This window comes from Pseudoalteromonas sp. SG44-5 (assembly GCF_014164175.1).
Classification (GTDB): Bacteria; Pseudomonadota; Gammaproteobacteria; order Enterobacterales; family Alteromonadaceae; genus Pseudoalteromonas; species Pseudoalteromonas nigrifaciens.
Genome location: NZ_JACJES010000002.1, coordinates 53,020 through 72,064 on the forward strand (window position 1 = coordinate 53,020; position 19,045 = coordinate 72,064).

At 41.1% G+C, this 19,045-nt stretch carries 13 protein-coding genes; 3 read left to right on the top strand and 10 right to left on the bottom strand.

Features of this window, described 5'->3' with window-relative positions; translation table 11 throughout:
* Positions 1-88: 88 nt before the first annotated feature.
* Genes recC through recD form a run of 3 tightly spaced genes read left to right on the top strand, consistent with a single transcriptional unit; the run spans position 89 to position 9,025 of the window.
* A complete protein-coding gene (gene recC, locus H5079_RS02670) occupies positions 89-3,388 on the top strand; it encodes an exodeoxyribonuclease V subunit gamma (RefSeq protein WP_182683368.1) in 3,300 nt (1,099 codons plus the stop codon).
* Positions 3,375-7,001 carry an exodeoxyribonuclease V subunit beta gene (gene recB / locus H5079_RS02675; protein ID WP_182683369.1) on the top strand — a complete coding sequence of 1,209 codons (3,627 nt, stop codon included), beginning with the start codon at positions 3,375-3,377 and terminating at the stop codon, positions 6,999-7,001. Before recC ends, recB begins: the two co-directional genes overlap by 14 nt.
* Positions 6,998-9,025 (top strand): exodeoxyribonuclease V subunit alpha, encoded by a 2,028-nt coding sequence (recD, locus tag H5079_RS02680; RefSeq protein ID WP_182683370.1) that lies wholly within the window; start codon positions 6,998-7,000, stop codon positions 9,023-9,025. Before recB ends, recD begins: the two co-directional genes overlap by 4 nt.
* Before the next feature lie 136 nt (positions 9,026-9,161).
* Here the strand turns inward: recD and H5079_RS02685 are convergent, their stop codons facing one another.
* The 10 genes from H5079_RS02685 to H5079_RS02730 all read right to left on the bottom strand — a co-directional run bounded on the left by H5079_RS02685 (position 9,162) and on the right by H5079_RS02730 (position 19,023).
* Complete coding sequence (locus H5079_RS02685; RefSeq protein ID WP_011328530.1) at positions 9,162-10,913, bottom strand: amidohydrolase; 1,752 nt, start codon at positions 10,911-10,913, stop codon at positions 9,162-9,164.
* A gap of 20 nt (positions 10,914-10,933) precedes the next feature.
* Complete coding sequence (locus tag H5079_RS02690) at positions 10,934-11,287, bottom strand: cytochrome c (protein ID WP_011328529.1); 354 nt, start codon at positions 11,285-11,287, stop codon at positions 10,934-10,936.
* A gap of 51 nt (positions 11,288-11,338) precedes the next feature.
* Positions 11,339-12,058, bottom strand: a complete 720-nt coding sequence (locus tag H5079_RS02695; RefSeq protein WP_220488930.1) for a hydrolase — start codon at positions 12,056-12,058, stop codon at positions 11,339-11,341.
* 401 nt (positions 12,059-12,459) lie between these two features.
* Positions 12,460-13,374, bottom strand: a complete 915-nt coding sequence (gene ttcA / locus H5079_RS02700) for a tRNA 2-thiocytidine(32) synthetase TtcA (RefSeq protein WP_011328526.1) — start codon at positions 13,372-13,374, stop codon at positions 12,460-12,462.
* A gap of 87 nt (positions 13,375-13,461) precedes the next feature.
* Positions 13,462-14,388, bottom strand: a complete 927-nt coding sequence (uspE, locus tag H5079_RS02705; RefSeq protein ID WP_011328525.1) for a universal stress protein UspE — start codon at positions 14,386-14,388, stop codon at positions 13,462-13,464.
* A gap of 152 nt (positions 14,389-14,540) precedes the next feature.
* Positions 14,541-15,278, bottom strand: coding sequence for an FNR family transcription factor (locus tag H5079_RS02710; protein WP_182678313.1), 738 nt, complete (start codon positions 15,276-15,278; stop codon positions 14,541-14,543).
* Positions 15,279-15,319: 41 nt separating this feature from the next.
* Positions 15,320-15,991: a sulfite exporter TauE/SafE family protein gene (locus H5079_RS02715; protein WP_041454477.1), complete on the bottom strand. Its 672-nt coding sequence runs from the start codon at positions 15,989-15,991 to the stop codon at positions 15,320-15,322.
* Positions 15,984-16,151, bottom strand: coding sequence for a cbb3-type cytochrome oxidase assembly protein CcoS (gene ccoS, locus H5079_RS02720; protein ID WP_182683371.1), 168 nt, complete (start codon positions 16,149-16,151; stop codon positions 15,984-15,986). Before ccoS ends, H5079_RS02715 begins: the two co-directional genes overlap by 8 nt.
* Positions 16,148-18,523, bottom strand: coding sequence for a heavy metal translocating P-type ATPase (locus H5079_RS02725; RefSeq protein WP_011328522.1), 2,376 nt, complete (start codon positions 18,521-18,523; stop codon positions 16,148-16,150). The genes ccoS and H5079_RS02725 overlap by 4 nt, the downstream gene beginning before the upstream one ends.
* Before the next feature lie 8 nt (positions 18,524-18,531).
* Positions 18,532-19,023, bottom strand: coding sequence for a FixH family protein (locus H5079_RS02730; RefSeq protein ID WP_011328521.1), 492 nt, complete (start codon positions 19,021-19,023; stop codon positions 18,532-18,534).
* Between the last annotated feature and the right edge of the window lie 22 nt (positions 19,024-19,045).

A 19,045-nucleotide genomic window follows, 5' to 3' on the forward strand; every position in this document is an offset into this window, starting at 1 on the left:
GATTTATTAAAGCCAATTTTCGCTAATCGCTACCCCTGTAATTGAAAATATCTTACACTCGTTTTATCTCAAGCAAGGACAGGTAAGTATGCTCAATATTATTCAATCAAACCGTATGGAAGCACTGCAAGCGCAGTTTCATCAGTTATTAAAAACCAACCCATTAGCAAGCCCATTCGACAAAGAAGTGGTACTGGTGCAGTCACCGGGTATGTCGCAGTGGCTAAAAATTGGTTTGAGCGAAAACTTAGGTGTAGCGGCGCAGGTGGATTTTCCGCTGCCTTCGAGCTTTATTTGGCAGTTGTATCAGCAACTTTTACCAAATGTACCTAAAGAGTCGGCGTTTAATAAACCCAACCTTGCATGGAAACTGTTTGCTATTTTACCAAGCTGTATTGATGAGCCACTGTATTTACCGCTAAAAACCTATTTAGAGGGCGATATTGACGGCCAAAAAACCTTTGCCTTGTGTGAAAAAATAGCCGACGTGTACGACCAATATTTAATGTACCGCCCGCATTGGATAGCCACATGGGATAGCGGTACGGATGAACTTGATGATGTTGATGTAACCATTGCCCCGTGGCAACCTGATTTATGGCGACGCATTGTACAGTTAAGCCAAGAGCTTGGGCAAAGTCAGTTTCATCGCGCTAATATGCAAGGACAACTGCTGGCAGCGCTTGAGACAATGGACAACAGCTTATTACCACAACGCATTAGTTTATTTGGTATATCGGCCATTGCCAGCTCGCAGCTTGAAGTATTTACAGCGCTGAGTGAAAAAACCGAGGTGTTTTTATTCTTTTTTAATCCCAGTGAGCATTATTGGGGCGATATTATTGATGAAAAAACCGCCGCTAAAATAAGTGCAAAATACGCCAAAATGCCGCTGGTGGAAGCGCAGCAAAAAAAGCAAACTAATCCCGATGAAGAATACTACTTTATAGGCAACCCACTGTTATCCTCGTGGGGTAAATTAGGTCGCGACTACTTTGAGCAGCTAGTACAGCTAGACGCCCGTTGGATTGATGGCTTTATTGATGTGTTTGACGACACCTTACTTGGGCAAATACAAAGTGAAATTTATCAGCTAGCGTTTAAAGGTGAGTCACTGACCGATAACAAAGAGTGGTTTATAAACAACGAAGGTAAATTGCCTATAAGTGCAACCGACACCAGTATTACGCTAAGCGATTGCCATACACCGCTTCGAGAAGTTGAGCGCCTGCACGACTACTTACTTAATTTATTTAATCAAAACCCTGCGCTTACCCCCAAAGACATAATAGTAATGATGCCCGATGTAGGCACTTACAGCCCGTACATTGAAGCCGTTTTTGGTGGCGCACAAGGCAGCCGCTTTATTCCTTACGCACTTGCCGATTTAGCCATAGAGCAAGAAAAACCCGTACTTAGCTCATTTGCGAGTTTAGCTAATTTACCGTTTTCGCGCTTTGGTGTGTCGGATATTCTCGATTTATTACAAGTGACACAAATAGCCGAAAAATTTGGCCTGGAGGCACACGAGTACGAGCAAATTCAATATTGGCTGGAACGTGTTGGCGTTAAATGGGGTATAAATGCCGATCATAAAAGCAGCTTTGATTTACCCGCTATCGATTTAAATACCTGGCAACACGGGCTTAACCGTTTATTACTAGGTATTGCGATGCGCGACGAGCAATGCCCGTTTAACGGCATTTATAGCGCCGATGAAGTAGAAGGCATGGCGCTTGATACGCTTAATAAGCTAGTGCATTTTATTGATGTGCTACAAAGCTTTAAAGAGCAATTAACGCCCGACGATACGCTTACCAACAAAGCGCATGTTTTAAGCGAGTTGCTTAGTGCAATTTACGAGAGCGAAAGCGACGACAGCTGGGATTTATTGGTGCTGCAAAACGTGCTCGAAGAGTTACAAAAGCATCATAATAATGGCGACTACAGCAAAGCGGTATCGCAGCGTATTGTTAGTTACTTAATTAAACAAGGCATTCAAGAAAAAGGCGTAGGGCAGCGGTTTTTAGTGGGGCAAGTTAACTTTTGTACCCTAATGCCAATGCGCGCCGTGCCATTTAAAGTGGTGTGTATGCTGGGTTTGAATGATGCCGACTACCCGCGTAACGTACAGCCGATTGGTTTTGACTTAGTGCCTTATTCTAAAAAACAAAAAGGTGACCGATCACGTAAATTAGATGATCGTTACTTATTTTTAGAGGCGCTACTCAGTGCCCGCGATAACTTATACATGAGTTACATTGGTCGCTCGTGTTTTGACAACCAGCCGCGCATGCCATCAACCCTTGTGAGCGAGCTGCTAGAATATATTGGGCGTAGCTTTGCATTAAGCGACGACAGCGAAAAAACACTGCCAGAGTGTTTAATTAGCCAACAGCATTTACAGCCCTTTAATAGCCATTATTATTTAGCCAATGAGCAAGCAAACACTGTGCTGAGCAACCACAGCTATAATCCAATTTGGCTGCCAAGTGAGTCAATAACCCCACAAGTCGTGAGCGCGCTTAATGCAACACCGCCTGAGCAGTTAGAGCTCGATGTGTTTATTCGCAGTGTTTGCAACGCCCAAGAGAGTTTTTATCAACAAAGTTTAGGATTGCGATTACCGCAATTTAACGAAGTAGTAAAAGACGAAGAGCCCTTTAGCCTAGATGCATTGCGCCGCTATTTTTACCTTGATGAAATACTCGAAGCCAACATTAATGAGCTGCCACTTAGTACAGAACAAATATTGCAACGCGGCGAACTACCACAAGCCAACGTAGGTAGCTTAATATTTGAGAGTATGCAGCACCGAGTAGACGCATTGGCAGGGCAAGTGAAAGAGCAAATTAAAGGGGGCAAAAGCGACCCTATAGAGGTAGCCCTCGAACTAGAAAACACTAAAATAGAAGGCTGGTTAAACCATATTTATTTGCAAAAACAAGTGTTTTATCGCAGCGCTAGTATAAAAGCGAAAGATTTAATTAAAGGCTTTATTTATCACCTAGTAGCGCAAAGTATGGAGCAACAAGTAGAAACGCTAATACTTGGGCTTGATAAACAAGTTACCTTTGCGCCAATAAGTAAAACCGATGCCGATGCATTGTTAGTTGATTGGTTTGAGTTATACAAAGCACTGCGCAACGAGCCTGTGGCGTTTTTTCCGGTAAGTGGCTACGAGTACGTAAAAAGCGGCGGCGATATAGCAAAAGCCATGAGTAAATTTAGCCCGCAATACATAGGGCGAGGCGAGGGCGAAAACCCCTATATTCGCTTAACGGTACAATCGCTTAACGATTGCCAAGACGAGTTTATACAGTGGAGCGATAAATTACTCGCCCCGTTATTTGCACACGCTAAGGAGAGTGACCATGCAAGCGCTTAATCCACTTACTATGCCACTAACAGGGCAAAGCTTAATTGAAGCCAGTGCCGGTACGGGTAAAACGTATACAATTACTGGCCTATATTTACGTTACTTATTGGGAATGCAAATAGCCGATGATGCAAACTCGCTATTAAATAAGCCGCTAAGCGTTGAGCAAATACTGGTGGTAACTTTTACCGATGCTGCCACGCAAGAAATTAAAGACCGCGTGCGTAATCGCATTATCACCGCGCGCGATGCACTTCTTGGGCAAGACCCAAGAGATGAACTTATAGCAGGAGTTATAGCTGCCGTTGATGATAAACACCGCGCCTTTGATTTACTCGATGCAGCGGCTAAATCGATGGACGAAGCGGCTATTTTTACCATTCATGGCTTTTGTCAGCGCATGCTAAAACAACACGCGTTTGAGTCGGGTGTGGCGTTTAACTTAGAGTTTATTTTGGATGAGCGCGACATATTGCTCGAAACCATTAAAGATTTTTGGCGCGCCTTTGTATATCCACTCAATAAAGAAAAAACCGATGCTATTTTAGGCGTGTTTGCCGCGCCAGAAGCTTTGTTTGGCAAAGTGTCGAGTATTTTAAATAAAGCGAATGTGCAAATAACCCCGCAAGTAAACTTAGATGATGTATGGCAAGCGCGTGACGAGTACATAATCCGTGTACCTGCATTTAAAAAAGCGGTATTAGAGCAAGAGTTTATAGCTGCGATTAAAGGCTCGGGCTTAAGTGGTTCTAAAACGCCAGGGCGCAAAGGCAGCCTTGCAGCACTTGAAGCCTTTTGTTTAGGCGGCGATTTGTTTTTTGAATTTGGTACTAGCAAGTATTCGTTTGAGGTATGGAGTAGTGAAAACTTAAGCGATATAAGTAATTATAAAAAAAATCAGCCGCTATTTACACATCCGCTATTAACTGAATTTGACCAACTTGCTGCACTTAATAACACCATAAACCAAGGGCTAGCAATTGCTGTAGTGCAGCATGCGGCAAAGTGGGTAAAAGCAGCCGTAATAAAGCGCAAGCAAGAGCAAAGCGTGATCACCCCAGATGATTTACTTAGCAATTTACACAGTGCATTAAATAACGAGCAAGGCAATGTACTGGCGCAAAAAATTGCCCAGTTGTTTCCGGTGGCTATGATAGATGAGTTTCAAGATACCGATCCGATTCAGTACGGTATTTTTAGTAAAATTTACCAGCAAGAGCACACTACACTGGCGATGATTGGCGATCCTAAACAGGCTATTTATGGTTTTAGGGGCGCAGACATTTTTACCTATATTGGTGCCAAAGAAGCGGTGCAAAAACAGCAGCAATTTACGCTAGGTACTAACTTTCGCTCTAGCAGCGATGTAGTAAGCAGCGTAAACAGCTTATTTGGTAAGCACGCTAACAGCTTTATTTATAACGATGCCATACCGTTTAATGCAGTAGCCGCTAAAGGTAAAAAAGCAGACGAGTCGTTTTTGATTGACGGACAACCAGCCACTGCGTTTGAATTTTGTGTATTTAGCGACACCGCCGCAGATGAAAAAAACAAGCCGACTGGCAAAGCCATTGGGCAGCAGCATTTAGCCACCTTTTTTGCCAATAAAATAGTCACCTTACTAACGCAGGCCGAGCAAGGGCGTGCCTGTATTGGAGAAAAGCCAGTAAGCGCTGCAGATATTTGTATATTAGTGCGTGACCGTGTTGAGGCGCAAATAATGAAAAAGGCTTTAAGCACCGCTAAAATTGCCAGCGTGTATTTATCGCGCGAGAGTGTGTTTAGCCAAGAGCTTAGCCATCACTTACTTAATTTTTTAACTGCGTTACATGGCCAGTATGATGAGTCGCTATTACGTGGGGTGTTAGCAGGGCCGTTATTTTGTTTAAGCTATAACGAAATATATGCACTGGCAGATGACGAGGCGCAATGGCAAGAGCACTTAAACTTTTTTGCGCAGCTTAGCCATATTTGGAACAAGCAAGGCGCTATGGCAATGCTTGAGCGCTTAATGAGCCACAATCAACTTAGTGCTAAATGGCAAGGCCTAGGCTACAACGTTGAGCGTTGGCTTACCGACTTTAGGCACCTTGGCGAAATACTACAGCAAAAACAAATTGAGCTTGAGGGCACACTGCGTTTACTGCGCTGGTTTGCACAAAAGGTAAGCCAGCAAGATGGCGAAACAGTGCAAGTACGCCTAGAGAGCGACGCTAATTTAGTTAAAATAGTGACTATGCACGCCTCAAAAGGGCTTGAGTATCCGCTGGTATTTATGCCCTTTGCTAGTGGCTACCGCGAAACGAAAGAAGCGCTGTATCATAATAATGGCGCACTAATTTACGATTTAAGTAAAGGGGATGACGCACTGCAAAAAGCAGAGCAAGAGCGCCTTGCCGAAGATTTACGCTTACTGTATGTAGCACTCACTCGCGCGGTACACTTTTGTGCTATTGGTATGTATAACATTGGCCAAGGGCAAAGTAGCCGTTTGGCAATACAAAGCAGTGCGCTGGGGCATGTGTTATTTGCAGGGCTTGAAATTACAAGTAGTCAAATTTGGCGTAACCATTTAGCCGATTTTTGCAGCGAGCATACAGGTATGGATTATCAGCAATTCACCTCAGAGGACTTATTAGCCCAAGGTACTTTAAGCTTTAATAATAGCGCTGATGCTCAGCAAACATTGAGTATAAATAATGTAACAGCCAATATTGAGCGTAATTGGCGAGCAACCAGCTTTAGTGCGCTGAGCTTTAAAAAGCATATCGACCATTTAGCGCCTGGTCGCAGTGATGAAGATCATGAAAAAGATGAATTTGCCGTACAAGAAGACGAAGCACCTTCTGTGTATAGCTTTCCTAAGGGGGCAAAACCGGGGAGTTGTTTACACGAAATTTTTGAGCAAATAGATTTTACTAGCCCAATAGAGCACCCAGTTAATAAAGAGCACAACTTAGCAGAAGTTATTAAACGCAGCCTAGAAAAGTACCATATTAGTGAACACTGGCAAGATATTACTGAGCAGTGGGTATTAGACGTTCTTGCTTGCCCACTGAATGACGATAGCAATGCAAATATTAATACCTCAGCTAATAGCTCTTCAGTTAACAGTAATGGCCTGAGTTTAAGCCAACTAGCGCCAAGTGATTGCCTAGTAGAAATGGAGTTTAACTTACCGCTTAAAAGTTTAAGTGCGCCGCAGCTTAATGAAATTCTTATAAAACATTTTGGTTTTGAGCACAGTAAGCTCGAATTTAGCCATGTAAAAGGGCTGTTAAAAGGTTTTATCGATTTAATATTTTGCCACCAAGGTAAATATTATATTTTAGATTATAAATCTAATTACTTAGGTAGTAACGCTGCTGATTACGAGCACGATATGCTTGAGCAAGCCATGAGTAGCCACCAGTACCATTTACAGTATTTAATTTACACCGTAGCGCTGCATCGTTTGCTAAAACAGCGTATAGCTGATTACTCAGTTGAAACTCATTTAGGCGGCGTGTATTACACCTTTTTACGCGGCATGCCAGCTGGGCAAGGTGTGTACTTTAAAAAGCTCACCACTGAGCAAGTGACTATTTTAGATGGTTTGTTTAGCCAAGGAGCCATGTTATGAGTGAACTAAATAATCAACCGGGCCTTTTTGATCAAGAGTTTGATCAAGAGTTTGATCAAGAGTTAGATCAGGAACTTGAGCTAAATGAGCAAAACCCTACTTTAAGTACAGCAGTGCCTTTACTTACCTATTTACTTAGCGAAAACCGCATTCGCATTGTGGATGTAAAGTTAGCTGAAATGCTCAGTAAAAGTAACAGCGATAGCGAAAATACGCACAATGAGATGTTTTATCTGGTGCTATTACTGTGTTTATCGCAGCAAAGCCAGCATAGTTGTTTAACCTTAAGCGAGGTTGATTGGAGTAACCCTTTTAATTTACGCCGCAGCGATTTTAGTAAAGCACAGGGGAGCGTGCCAGATAAGCTAAGCCCGTTTAGTGAAGGGTTTAATTATGAGCAGGTGCTTAGCTATTTACAAAACCATACAAGCGTTGGAGCCAATAAACCACTGCAACTGTTTAACCAACGCCTTTACTTTGCGCGCCTTGCTGGATACGAGCAAACATTAGCGAGCCGCTTAATAACAATGAGCGAGCGTATACTTAATATAAATAATGAGTTATTAGCCGCGCTACTTAATGAGTATTTTACACCCGATGCAAACATTGCCACCGATTGGCAAAAAGTAGCCTGTGCTATTGCAGCCACCAAAGGTTTTAGTGTTATTACTGGCGGCCCAGGTACTGGTAAAACGACCACTGTGACTAAATTACTCGCCATTTTACAGTCGCTTTATAAAACTGCGCCACTGAGTATTAAGCTGGTGGCACCTACAGGTAAAGCTGCAGCGCGTTTAAGCGAATCAATTTTAGGCGCTAAAGATAAGCTCACTAATATACCCGCTGATATTAAAACGTTAATCCCCGAAAGTGCACAAACTATTCACCGGTTATTAGGGGTAAAACCCTTTACCAATAAATTTAGGCACAATAAAGCGAATCCACTGCATTTAGATGTGTTGATTATAGATGAAGCCTCAATGGTCGACTTATCGCTGATGGCAAAACTAATTGAGGCATTACCTGCACATGCACGGTTAATTCTCTTAGGTGATAAAGATCAGCTGGCCTCGGTAGATACCGGCAGCGTAATGAGCGACTTATGCCAAGGGTTAGTACTGGGGCAAACACCTGGTTATTCACCTGCACGATGTGATGAGCTAAATAACTTATGCTTTAACGGCGAGGCTAAGTTAATAGCGCAAAGTAATAGCGCGTTTAAACTTGCCGATTGCATTGCATTTTTACAACACAGCTACCGCTTTGATGCACAAAGTGGTATTGGTCAACTTGCGTTAGCGGTAAATACCAATAACACAGGTGTTTTAAATTACGTTGAGCAAGAAAGTGTTGAGGGGCGTTTTAAGGATGTGATTTTAGATTACGACTTTATAGCTAAACCTATCGAAAAATTGGTTAAAAGCGCTGCAAGTAAATACACACATTACCTTAGTTTAATTGCTCAAGGTGCAAGCGTTGCAGAGGTGCATAAAGCCTTTGCAAGTTATCAGCTACTGGCTGCAGTACGTGAAGGTGATTACGGAGTTAATAGTTTAAATCAGCGTATTGAGCGCGTTTTACAACAACAAGGACTTATTACCCTAAGCCCGAATCAGCGTCATTATACCGGTATGCCAATAATGGTAAGCCAAAACGATTATCAGCTTAAGTTGTTTAATGGCGACATTGGTATTTTAATGCCCGATGAAAGCGGCCAGCTTAAAGCACTATTTATAGACGAGCAGGGGAATCAACGCGCGTTTTCACCAGCACGCTTACCTGCGCACGACAAAGTATATGTAATGACTATACATAAATCACAAGGATCAGAGTTTAGCTACACCGCCATGGTATTGCCGCCGCTAAAACAAGCCCGCATGGGGATAAATAGGCAGTTAGTGTATACCGGCATAACGCGTGCTAAAAATACCTTTGAGCTGGTGGCAGATAAAAAAGTGTTGTTACTGGCAATGAATAAAAGTGTGTCCAGAGCATCTGGTTTATATGAGCGTTTAGTAAATTAACGATATAAATTTTATCTTATTAATTCCTCAAATTTAGCGATTAAAAAAGGGTTTGCCAATGCAAACCCTTTTTAACTTAGTGCGTTATTTACTTCTAAACTAGGTATATTTTAATAGCTTAATATAAATACTCAGTTTATTGATTGACTGGTGACCATGCAGGCAATGCTTTTTGAAGTGGTTTATGTAATTTAGGAAAGCTTTGTTTTGCAGCATACTGCACTTTACCATCTACAACGGTTAACTCTGCTTGCGTTTTTAATAGTTTGCTCTCAGTCACCGTTAAAATATCTTGGTTTAAAATAGCAAAATCTGCGTACATGCCAGGCTCAATTTGACCTTTTAACATTTCTTCGCCTGAAAAATACGCACTACCTTGGGTGAATACCTGTAATGCAGTTAGCCTGTCTAGGGTATTGGTTTTATCGTACAGGGTATAACCGCCTACGGTTTTACCCGATACCGCCCAATAATAAGTGGCCCATGGGTTAAAGCTAGCAACACGGGTACCGTCAGTACCAAAGCCTACCGGTATGCCCATAGCGAGCATTTTTTTAATGGGTGGTGTACGTTTAGTTTGCTGTTTACCATAACGCTTGGCAAAATCCTCTCCTGCAAATGCCATACGGCCTTGCACAGCAATAGCACCGCCTAATTTTTTAATCCGCGCTAGATTTTTATCAGACACGGTTTCGGCATGGTCAATAATCCAACGGACTTTGTTGAAGGGTTGTGTTTTATTGATTTCTTCAAATACAGTTAACATGCGCTCAATAGATTGATCGTAGGTAGCGTGTATTCTAAATGGCCAACCTTGTAGTAGATGTAAACGCACTACTTTTTCAAGTTCATCTTCAGCGTCTGCGGCAAGATCAGGGCGTCCTGATGTGAAGTTTTCATAATCAGAGGCGCTCCAAGCAAGTAACTCGCCACCGCCTTCAATTACATAACCATTGTCCATGTGTGAGTGTAGATCTTGGTTGGCGTTGTAGCTGCTCATCCATTGCGTAAAACTTTGAATTTCTTTGCCAGGTGTTTGTGGAAATAAATAATTAGACACGCGGATAGGTAGTTCACCAGTTACCGCTAAGGCTGTTGATGCTTGATAGTTTTCAGGAAAAGTGTGACCACCGCCGCCTGCATCAATAACGCTTGTTACGCCTAAGCTTAATAGCTTGTTGTAGTAGTGCTTACTAGAATTTAGTTGCTCTTCGGCGGATAATTGCGGTAGTGCAGCAATCGTTTTATATAAAATCATTGGGTTAGGATCAGCTACTAAGCGCCCAGTTAATTCACCGTTGGCATCTTTTTCATAGTAACTGCCTTTAGGGGGGACGGTATTTTTAGTGATACCTAATACTTGCATTGCTTTTTTATTCAATACACCGCCTGAGTACAAATGCAAAACAAATACTGGAGTATCAGGTGCCGCTTCGGTTAATTCAGCTGAGGTTGGTAAGCGCTTTTCTTTAAATTGGTATGGGCTCCAGCCACCAACAACACGCACCCATTGACCTTTAGGAGTTACTTTTGCATTTTTCTTTATCATCTCCAGGCCAGTGGCTAAAGAGTCAATACCTTCCCAGCGGGTTTCGAGGTTATAAAAGCGTCCGCCACGCACTACATGCAAATGTGAGTCGTTAAGACCAGGGATCACTCGGCGACCTTGCGCGTCAATAACAATAGTATCGGCGGTTTTTTCTTTTAATAGCTGTTCTTTATCATTAGTTAGTTGCTCAAAACGGCCATCTGTAACCGAAAAAGCACTGAATTTTTGACCGTCATAAGTATCAATCTTACTATTGTAAACAATCATATCGGCGGCAAGTGCATTGAAAGCGATAGTCGAGCTAATAGCAACAGAGAGTAAACTTTTAATTAGTTTCATAGCGTATTCCTTACATTAAATTATTGATGTGAGCTGGCGTTACGCCCAGCTTGCGATGAAAAATACAGTGCTAAATCTTTAATATCTTGATCCGATAGGGCACTGGCATTGGCGCGCATAATAAAAGCCATTCCGCCTTTACGCTCGCCGCCACGATACGCTTTTAAAGCATATTCGAGATATTCAGCATTTTGTCCTGCTAAGTTAGGATTAGTAGTAATTGGCGCAATACCAAATTCGCCATGGCAACCTAAACATTGTTGGGATAATTGCTTTGCTCTTGCTAGGCTTTGTGCTTGTTCAGAGGTGCTTACTTCCTCATTGGCATAAAGTGAGGCTGAGAGTAGTAAAGCTAATAATGGAATGATTTTCATGCTGCTCTCCAATGAAAAGGCCACATAAGTGGCCTTTAATTATTGATAAAACTAGTGACCTTCTTTTGCATTAAACATGTCTGTTGCATAAATAAGGCCTAAACCATAGCCACCTGCATGCTCTTTAGCAATATCAGTTACGTCAGCATAAGTGCCAGTACGCGCCCAGTCACGTTGTAGTTCTAGCATGTACTGTAACCATGTGATTGGTTTTGCACCCGCTTGAACCATACGTAATACTGCCATGTCGTGTGCTTCTTTACTTACACCACCCGATGCATCTGTTACAAAAAATACTTCATAACCTTCATCAATCGCAGATAACACTGGGCCTACACCACATACTTCGGTCCATAGTGCTGAGATAACAATTTTGTTTTTCTTAAACGATTTTATTTTGTCAGTTACGCGCTTATCTTCCCATGTGTTCATTGTTGTACGATCAATCGGTGATTGTTTAGGGAATACCGCTTGTAATTCAGGAAAAATTGGACCACTGAAAGACTTAGCTGCAACGGTTGTTAAAATAGTAGGCACTTTAAATGCTTTAGCAGCTTTAGCTAAGCCAGTTACATTATTGCGCACGCTTTCAACCGTGTGCGAGCGAGTAGCAAAAGCCATTTGTGGTTGGTGGTCAATTAAAATTAACGAGTGGTTGTCTGGTGTTAACATGCTTTTTGATGGCTCACCAGCAAAAGCAGAACTGTACGTTGCAGCAACTAAGCTTAGGCCTACTGCTAGCGTCTTTAATGTTTTATTAATTTTTAACATAAGTTCTTCCTATTTATTGGTTGATTACAGAGAGTCAGTTTGTTTTGACCTTTATATAATAGGTTCACTTTTAACTGTTGTACATTTGTAAAAACCGTGTTTTTTGTTCTTTAAAATAGAATGGTTGTGACGAGGTTGTTGCAATTAAGCTAGATCTAAGGGGGGAATGAATACGTAATTTACACTTTATATGCATTGCTAGCAGGGCATCAGAGAGTAAAGCGCGACTCTTTCTGTTTAAAAGTAAACAGTGTGTTTTAGCAAAAAAAAGGAGCAGGGGATTGATGTTACATTGTAATTATAAGGTAATGTAACCAAAATAAAGTGGTTTTTAAGCAATAGAATTAGCTCAAAAACTAGAAGTGGTAGGGTTTGTATTGGCATACAAACCCTATGTAACACTAGCTTAAGTTAATCGTAACAACTTCTGCGCTGGCATCTTCATCTTGTAAACTATTAATTGGCACTTTAGGAATGTCTGGTTTATCTAGGGCAATATCGCCACCATCAATTACTTCGCCAGTTTGCAAATTAGTAAAATCAAATAACTGATTATCTGCTAAGTGCGAAGGTACAACGTTTTGCATGGCGGTAAAAATACTTTCTATACGCCCTGGGTGCTCTGCGTCCCACTTAGCTAGCATAGCTTTTGTGTGTTTACGCTGTAGGTTTTCTTGCGAGCCACATAAGTTACACGGAATAATAGGGTAGCCCTGTACAAACGCATATTGGCTAATATCGCTTTCTTTACAGTATGCAAGTGGGCGAATAACCATATGTTCACCGTTATCGCTCATTAGCTTAGCTGGCATACTTTTAAGTTTGCCGCCGTAAAACATATTTAAAAATAGGGTTTCGATCATGTCATCGCGATGATGGCCAAGCGCAATTTTAGTTGCACCTAACTCTTTAGCAGTACGGTATAAAATACCCCGGCGCAGACGCGAACAAAGTGAACAAGTCGTTTTACCTTCAGGAATAATATCGGTCACTATGCTGTAGGTGTCTTCTTCTACAATTTTGTATTCAACATTTAGTTTATCTAGATACTGGGGTAAAACGTGCTCAGGAAAGCCAGGTTGCTTTTGATCTAAGTTAACAACAAATAGCTCAAACTTAATCGGTGCTACACGTTTTAAGTGTTGCAGCATGTCGAGCATAGTGTAGCTATCTTTGCCACCAGATAAGCACACCATAATGCGGTCGCCTTCTTCAATCATGTTAAAGTCCATGACGGCTTGACCTGTTTGGCGGCGTAAACGCTTTTGAAGCTTGGTTAAGTTAAATTGAGCTTTAGCTTGATCTGAATGAGACAATTACGCCCCCTTATTAAACAATACGGCAAAGTTATTTGCTAAAAATAAAGGGGCGCATTATATACTTAAAATGCCCGGTAACAAAATTTAATCTTTTGCGAGTGGGCTTATATAACCATCGGGTTTGAGTGCCAATACATCGCAATCTAGGCTATCAATTACATGCTCTGCAGTATTGCCTACTAAGGCCGCGCTTAAACCAGTACGCCCTACAGTGCCAATAACCACCAACTCGCTGTTTAAACGTTTTGCTACATCGGGAATAACGTCCTCAGGCAAACCCTCTTCAATAAAGCACTGCTCAGGGGGTAAATTAAACTCATCAGCCAGTGCATTAGTAGATTGATGATGATGTTTTTTAACCGACTCGTTATAAATGCCAGGGTTAAATTCAGGTATTTCTATGGCAATATTAATTGGTGTCGCAGGGTAGGCGTTCACCAAGTTTAGTTGGGCGTTGGCCAGTTCAGCTAAAAATTGTGCGTCTTTAATAATACGTTTATTAAGGGCTAAGTGTTGCTCGTTTTCGCTCACTGCATTAACAGCCGCTAAAATGTTGCCATTTGCAGGCCATGCCATTTGTTTTACAAATAAAACCGGAGATGGACATTTTCGTACTAAATGCCAGTCGGTTGGGGTGAAAATAACGGCTTTAAGTGTACTGTGCTGATGAGTGCCTTTAATAACAAGGTCAAATTTTTGCTCAATAACGGTATTAATAATGGCTTCGTAAGGGCGATTGTGCCAAACAACTTGTGTATCAATATTAACATTTTGATAAGGCGATACTAAATCTTTTAACCAAAGCTCGCGGTCGTTTAACACGGCTTTACGCATAGCTTCGCGCTCTTCGCCAGAGAGCATTGTAGTCATTTCATAAGAAAAGTCGTAAACCGTCATAAAGGCGGTAATACTCGCACCAGATTTTTTAGCTAAATCAATCGAACGAGCTAAACCGTGCTGGTCGTCTTTGGTGGGGTCAATAACCGCAAGAATGCGTTTAATCGTGTTCATGTGCAACTCCATTCACTTTACGGGTGTACTTTGAGTGTAACGTAAATAGAGCACAGTGAAAGGGATAGCACAAATATTATTGTTCTAAATCAAACTATTTAATCTAAGGAATTAGTTTAAATAGTTTAAATATTACAATGTAAGTACGCTAATTAGCGAGGTTTTACTATTGCCGCTGCTTTGGCTAGTGCATCGTTATTTAAAATAGTAATAAATTTACCTTCAACTTTTATTAAATCGGCTTTTTGAAAGCGACTCAATAAACGACTAATCGTTTCAACGGTTAAACCCAGGTAATTGCCTATTTCGCCGCGGGTCATGGTAAAGCGAAATTCTTTACGAGAAAAACCACGTTCACCAAAGCGTTCCGATAAGTTAAAAATAAAGCTGGCTAAGCGCTGCTCGGCAGATTTTTTGTTAAGCAGTAACAGCATTTCTTGATCATAGGTAATTTCGCTACTCATTAAGCGCATTATTTGTTGGCGTAACTTCGGGAGTCTGCCTGCTAACTCGTCAAGGGTATCAAACGGAATTTCGCATACCATAGATGTTTCTAACGCTTGTGAAAAACTTTGGTGCATCATTTTACTTATTGCATCAAAACCAACTAAGTCACCGGCTAAATGAAAACCTGTAATTTGCTCATCGCCTTGCTCAGATAAAGTATAAGATTTAAACGAACCCGAACGCACAGCATAAATAGCGTTTAATGGCGCGCCCGACTCAAACAAAAAGTCGCCTTTGTGTAATGGTTTTTTGCGCTCGATTATTTCGTCAAGCTTATCCATTTCTTGACCATTAAGAGAGAAGGGTAAACATAACTGGCTGATACTGCAGTTATTACAGCTAATAGCACAATTACTTTTAGCACGACCTTGAGAAAAATCCATAAATTCAATCCGTTAAAATTCAAGCCACAATATGATCAATGTTAATGCACAAGCTTATCTGTTGCAATGATCAGTAAATAAATACCATACCAAATTATTACGCTGCCTAATATTATTCGCGTCCAAGGGTGATTAAATAGGGTGCTCAGTTTTTTTGCACTAACGCCTATTGTGATCATCGCGGGAAATGTACCTAGTGCAAAACACAGCATTACTAATGCACCATCAAGCGCATTTGCGCTGGTCATGGCCCAAGTAAGTGCTGAATAAACTAAACCACAGGGTAACCAGCCCCATAAAGCGCCGTATCCAAGTGCTTTAAATGGCGAGTTAATCGGCATTAAATATTTATTAAATTTAACTAGGTGTTGCCAAACTAAGGTTTTACCTACTTTTTCGAGCCATTGTAAGGTAGCTGCTAAGCGCATTATATATACCCCTACCAACAACATAAAAATGCCTGCTATAAAAGACAGTGATAATGCAAAAACAGAGTTTTGCGTGGCAAATTTACTGCTAATGCCTGCCACTAATGCGCCTGCAAGCATGTAACTTAGCGCTCGGCCTATATTATAAGCAAAAGAGTAAATGAGGGTTTGGCGTTTATTACTGGCTAATTGCAATGAGCTGGCTATGCCACCACACATTGCAATGCAATGGCCGCTGCCAATTAGGCCCATAAAAAAAGCACTGACAAAAATAGGGTCAATCATTACTTTTGTTATGCAGCTCTTTGTCATCTTCAAACAAGATACTATGGCCTTGTTTATTTAAATCAGAAAATTGCTCGCCTTTTACTGCCCAAAAAAATACTCCTATAGCTATTAGTACAAATAAAATAGCGATAGGAACTAAAATGTAAATTATGCTCATAACTTTAACAGCCTTAATGAGTTGCATATCACAATAATTGAGCTGGTCGACATACCAATAACAGCCATCCAAGGCGCTACCAGCCCCATTGCAGCTAACGGTAATATTGAGCCATTATACAATAAAGACAAAGTTAAGTTTTGTTTAATAATACGCCTAGTTTTTTTGGCAACTATTAATAGGTGCTCGATTGAGGCTAAATCGCTATTGAGCAAAACCACATCAGCGCTATTTTTTGAAATATCGGCCCCAGTTTCCATGGCGATTGATAAGTGCGCGCTGGCAAATACTGGGCTGTCGTTTACCCCATCACCTACCATGGCAACCACTTCACCTTGTGTTGACCATTGCTCAACCGCTGTTTGTTTGTCTTTAGGGCTACAGCCCGATTGCACGCTGTGTAATTTAAGTTTTTTAGCTATACGTTGCCCCGCATCAGACGCATCGCCAGTAAGCATATGACACGTTAACTTATGTGTGTGTAGAGCGTTAATTAACGTACTCGCATCATCTTTTATTTTATCGACAAAGTAAAAACGGGCAATAGGTTGCTGATTAATATACAAAGTTGCTTGCGCGTTAGTTTTTTTACTATTAAACCAGCCGCTTTTACCAATAGCATAATGGGTGTCGTTATACTGTGCACTGATCCCTTTGCCTGGATGTAATTGAATGTCGTTAAGTTTATGCCCTGGTACTTTATATTGGCTAAACGCACGGGCAATTGGATGCTCTGAATAGCTCTCTAGTTGGGCTGCAATCTCAAGTACTTGGTTTTTAGTGTACTCTTCACTGAGTATATCGACCGCATCTAAGCTAAAGCGTCCTTGGGTTAGCGTGCCGGTTTTATCAAATGCGAATAAAGTGATTTTAGATAAAGTTTCGAGCACATGCGCTTGTTTTATTAAAATACCTTTACGAGTAAGGTTGGCTACCGAACAGGTTAATGCGGTTGGAATAGCTAAACTTAGCGCGCAAGGACAAGTAGCCACGAGTACAGAAATAGTGATCCAAAATGCTTGCTCAGGGGCAATTTGATACCAGCCAAATGCCGTTATCGATGCAAATATAAGTAACACGGCTACAAACCATTGGGCAACTTTATCTGTAATTTCTACTAGTTTAGGGCGTTTGCTAAGTGCATTGTGTTGTAGGCGAATTATTTGATTTAGCAGCGTGCTTTGACCTATTTTATTGATTTTTATTTCAATAATACCGTCATGATTGACTGTGCCGGCGTAAACACTGTGATTAATAAACTTATTAACCGGCAGGTGCTCTCCGGTCATCATTGATTCATCAACGCTGGTTTTACCTTTAATTAAAATTCCATCGGCAGGAATGGTTTCGCCGGCTTTAATTAGAATAATATCGTTTAATTTAAGCTTTTTAGCGGCAATAATATGTTCTTGCCCATTTGCATCGAGAGTACGGGCGGTTAGTGGCAATAACTTTTGTAAGTTAGCTGTAAATTCACTGGCTTTTAATCGTGCTCTAAATTCTAGATATTTACCTAATAATAATAAAAAGGTGAACATACATACCGATTCAAAGTACACCTCGCCAACATTCATAATTGTGGCGTAAGAACTTGCGCCGTAAGCACCAAAAATAGCCAGCGAGACGGGTAAGTCCATATTAAGCTGTTTTGCTTTTAAACCATTAATGGCATTACTTAAAAAGGGCAGTGCGCTATATAAAATAACCGGAGAAGCTAAAACGAGGCTGATCCACCTAAAGTATTCCTCAAAATTACTGTCCATACCGGAGAACATGCCAAAGTACATAGCAAAGGCAAACATCATCACTTGCATGGTCATTAAACCGGCTACACCTAAGCGGCGAATATAGGCTTTTGCGGTTTGCTGTTTTTGCTGTGCTTCTAAGTCGGACTGAAACGGATAGGCTTTATAGCCAATTTTAGCAAGGCTAGTAATAATTTCGCTCAATGGGGTGGCGGTTTTATCCCATTGCACCATAGCGCGGTTAGTTGAGGTATTAACATCAACACGCTTTACTGTTTTTAAACTGAGTAATTGCTTTTCTATAAGCCATGCACAAGCTGCGCAGGTTATACCTTCTACGCTGAGCAATACTTCTGAGAAGTTGTCATTGGTCGTTATAAATTCGTCTTGAATATCTTCATTGTCGTAGCTTTTAATAAAGGCGAGTTGCTCTGGTACTAACTGCTCTACTTTACCAGCTTGAACGGTACGATATTTATAATAGTCGGTCATACCTTGATCAATAATGTTTTGCGCAACGGCTTGGCAGCCAATGCAACACATTGGCTGAGATTTATTATCAATTACTACGTGTGCGCTAAACCCGTTAGGTACACTTTCAAGGCAATGAAAGCAATTTATAGACATACTAAATACTACTTATAATTAGGCGTAACTAAAACAGCAAGGGTGGTTGGTAAGGTAATGTTTTCTTTTAACTTCCAGCTACCATCAATAGGCTCAATAAATACTGAATAAGCACCGTCGGTAAACCCGTCAAGTAATGCGGTAAATTCTTGATTAGCATTAGGCGTTAGCGTGGCTTCAAAGTCATGCGCTTTAATTGTACGATGATAAAACGACAGTTTTAATGCATGTATGTTGCTCGTATCGCCTTTGGTAAATTTAAAACCAACGCGCTCACTGGTAACATTCAGCTCGCCATGTAAGTATAAAGCTTTTGCCTTATCAAACTTAGTAAGCTCTAAGTTAATTGCTTTGCCTTTTTTATAGTAGTCATCTACCACCATATCAGGGCCATTGCCTATGGCGGTAAAGAATAAGCTAATGCAGCCAATAATTGCAGCAGAGGGAAAAAAGATTAAAAACCAAGGCCAAAAATTTTTATACCACGGAGTAGGTTGCATAGTTACTCTAAAATAAAATGAA

Bases quoted from the DNA above. Each gene is read 5' to 3' on its own strand.
- recC (WP_182683368.1), top strand. From the start codon at position 89: ATGCTCAATATTATTCAATCAAACCGTATGGAAGCACTGCAAGCGCAG.
- recB (WP_182683369.1), top strand. From the start codon at position 3,375: ATGCAAGCGCTTAATCCACTTACTATGCCACTAACAGGGCAAAGCTTA.
- recD (WP_182683370.1), top strand. From the start codon at position 6,998: ATGAGTGAACTAAATAATCAACCGGGCCTTTTTGATCAAGAGTTTGAT.
- H5079_RS02685 (WP_011328530.1), bottom strand. From the start codon at position 10,913: ATGAAACTAATTAAAAGTTTACTCTCTGTTGCTATTAGCTCGACTATC.
- H5079_RS02690 (WP_011328529.1), bottom strand. From the start codon at position 11,287: ATGAAAATCATTCCATTATTAGCTTTACTACTCTCAGCCTCACTTTAT.
- H5079_RS02695 (WP_220488930.1), bottom strand. From the start codon at position 12,058: ATGTTAAAAATTAATAAAACATTAAAGACGCTAGCAGTAGGCCTAAGC.
- uspE (WP_011328525.1), bottom strand. From the start codon at position 14,388: ATGAACACGATTAAACGCATTCTTGCGGTTATTGACCCCACCAAAGAC.
- H5079_RS02710 (WP_182678313.1), bottom strand. From the start codon at position 15,278: ATGGATTTTTCTCAAGGTCGTGCTAAAAGTAATTGTGCTATTAGCTGT.
- H5079_RS02715 (WP_041454477.1), bottom strand. From the start codon at position 15,991: ATGATTGACCCTATTTTTGTCAGTGCTTTTTTTATGGGCCTAATTGGC.
- ccoS (WP_182683371.1), bottom strand. From the start codon at position 16,151: ATGAGCATAATTTACATTTTAGTTCCTATCGCTATTTTATTTGTACTA.
- H5079_RS02725 (WP_011328522.1), bottom strand. From the start codon at position 18,523: ATGTCTATAAATTGCTTTCATTGCCTTGAAAGTGTACCTAACGGGTTT.
- H5079_RS02730 (WP_011328521.1), bottom strand. From the start codon at position 19,023: ATGCAACCTACTCCGTGGTATAAAAATTTTTGGCCTTGGTTTTTAATC.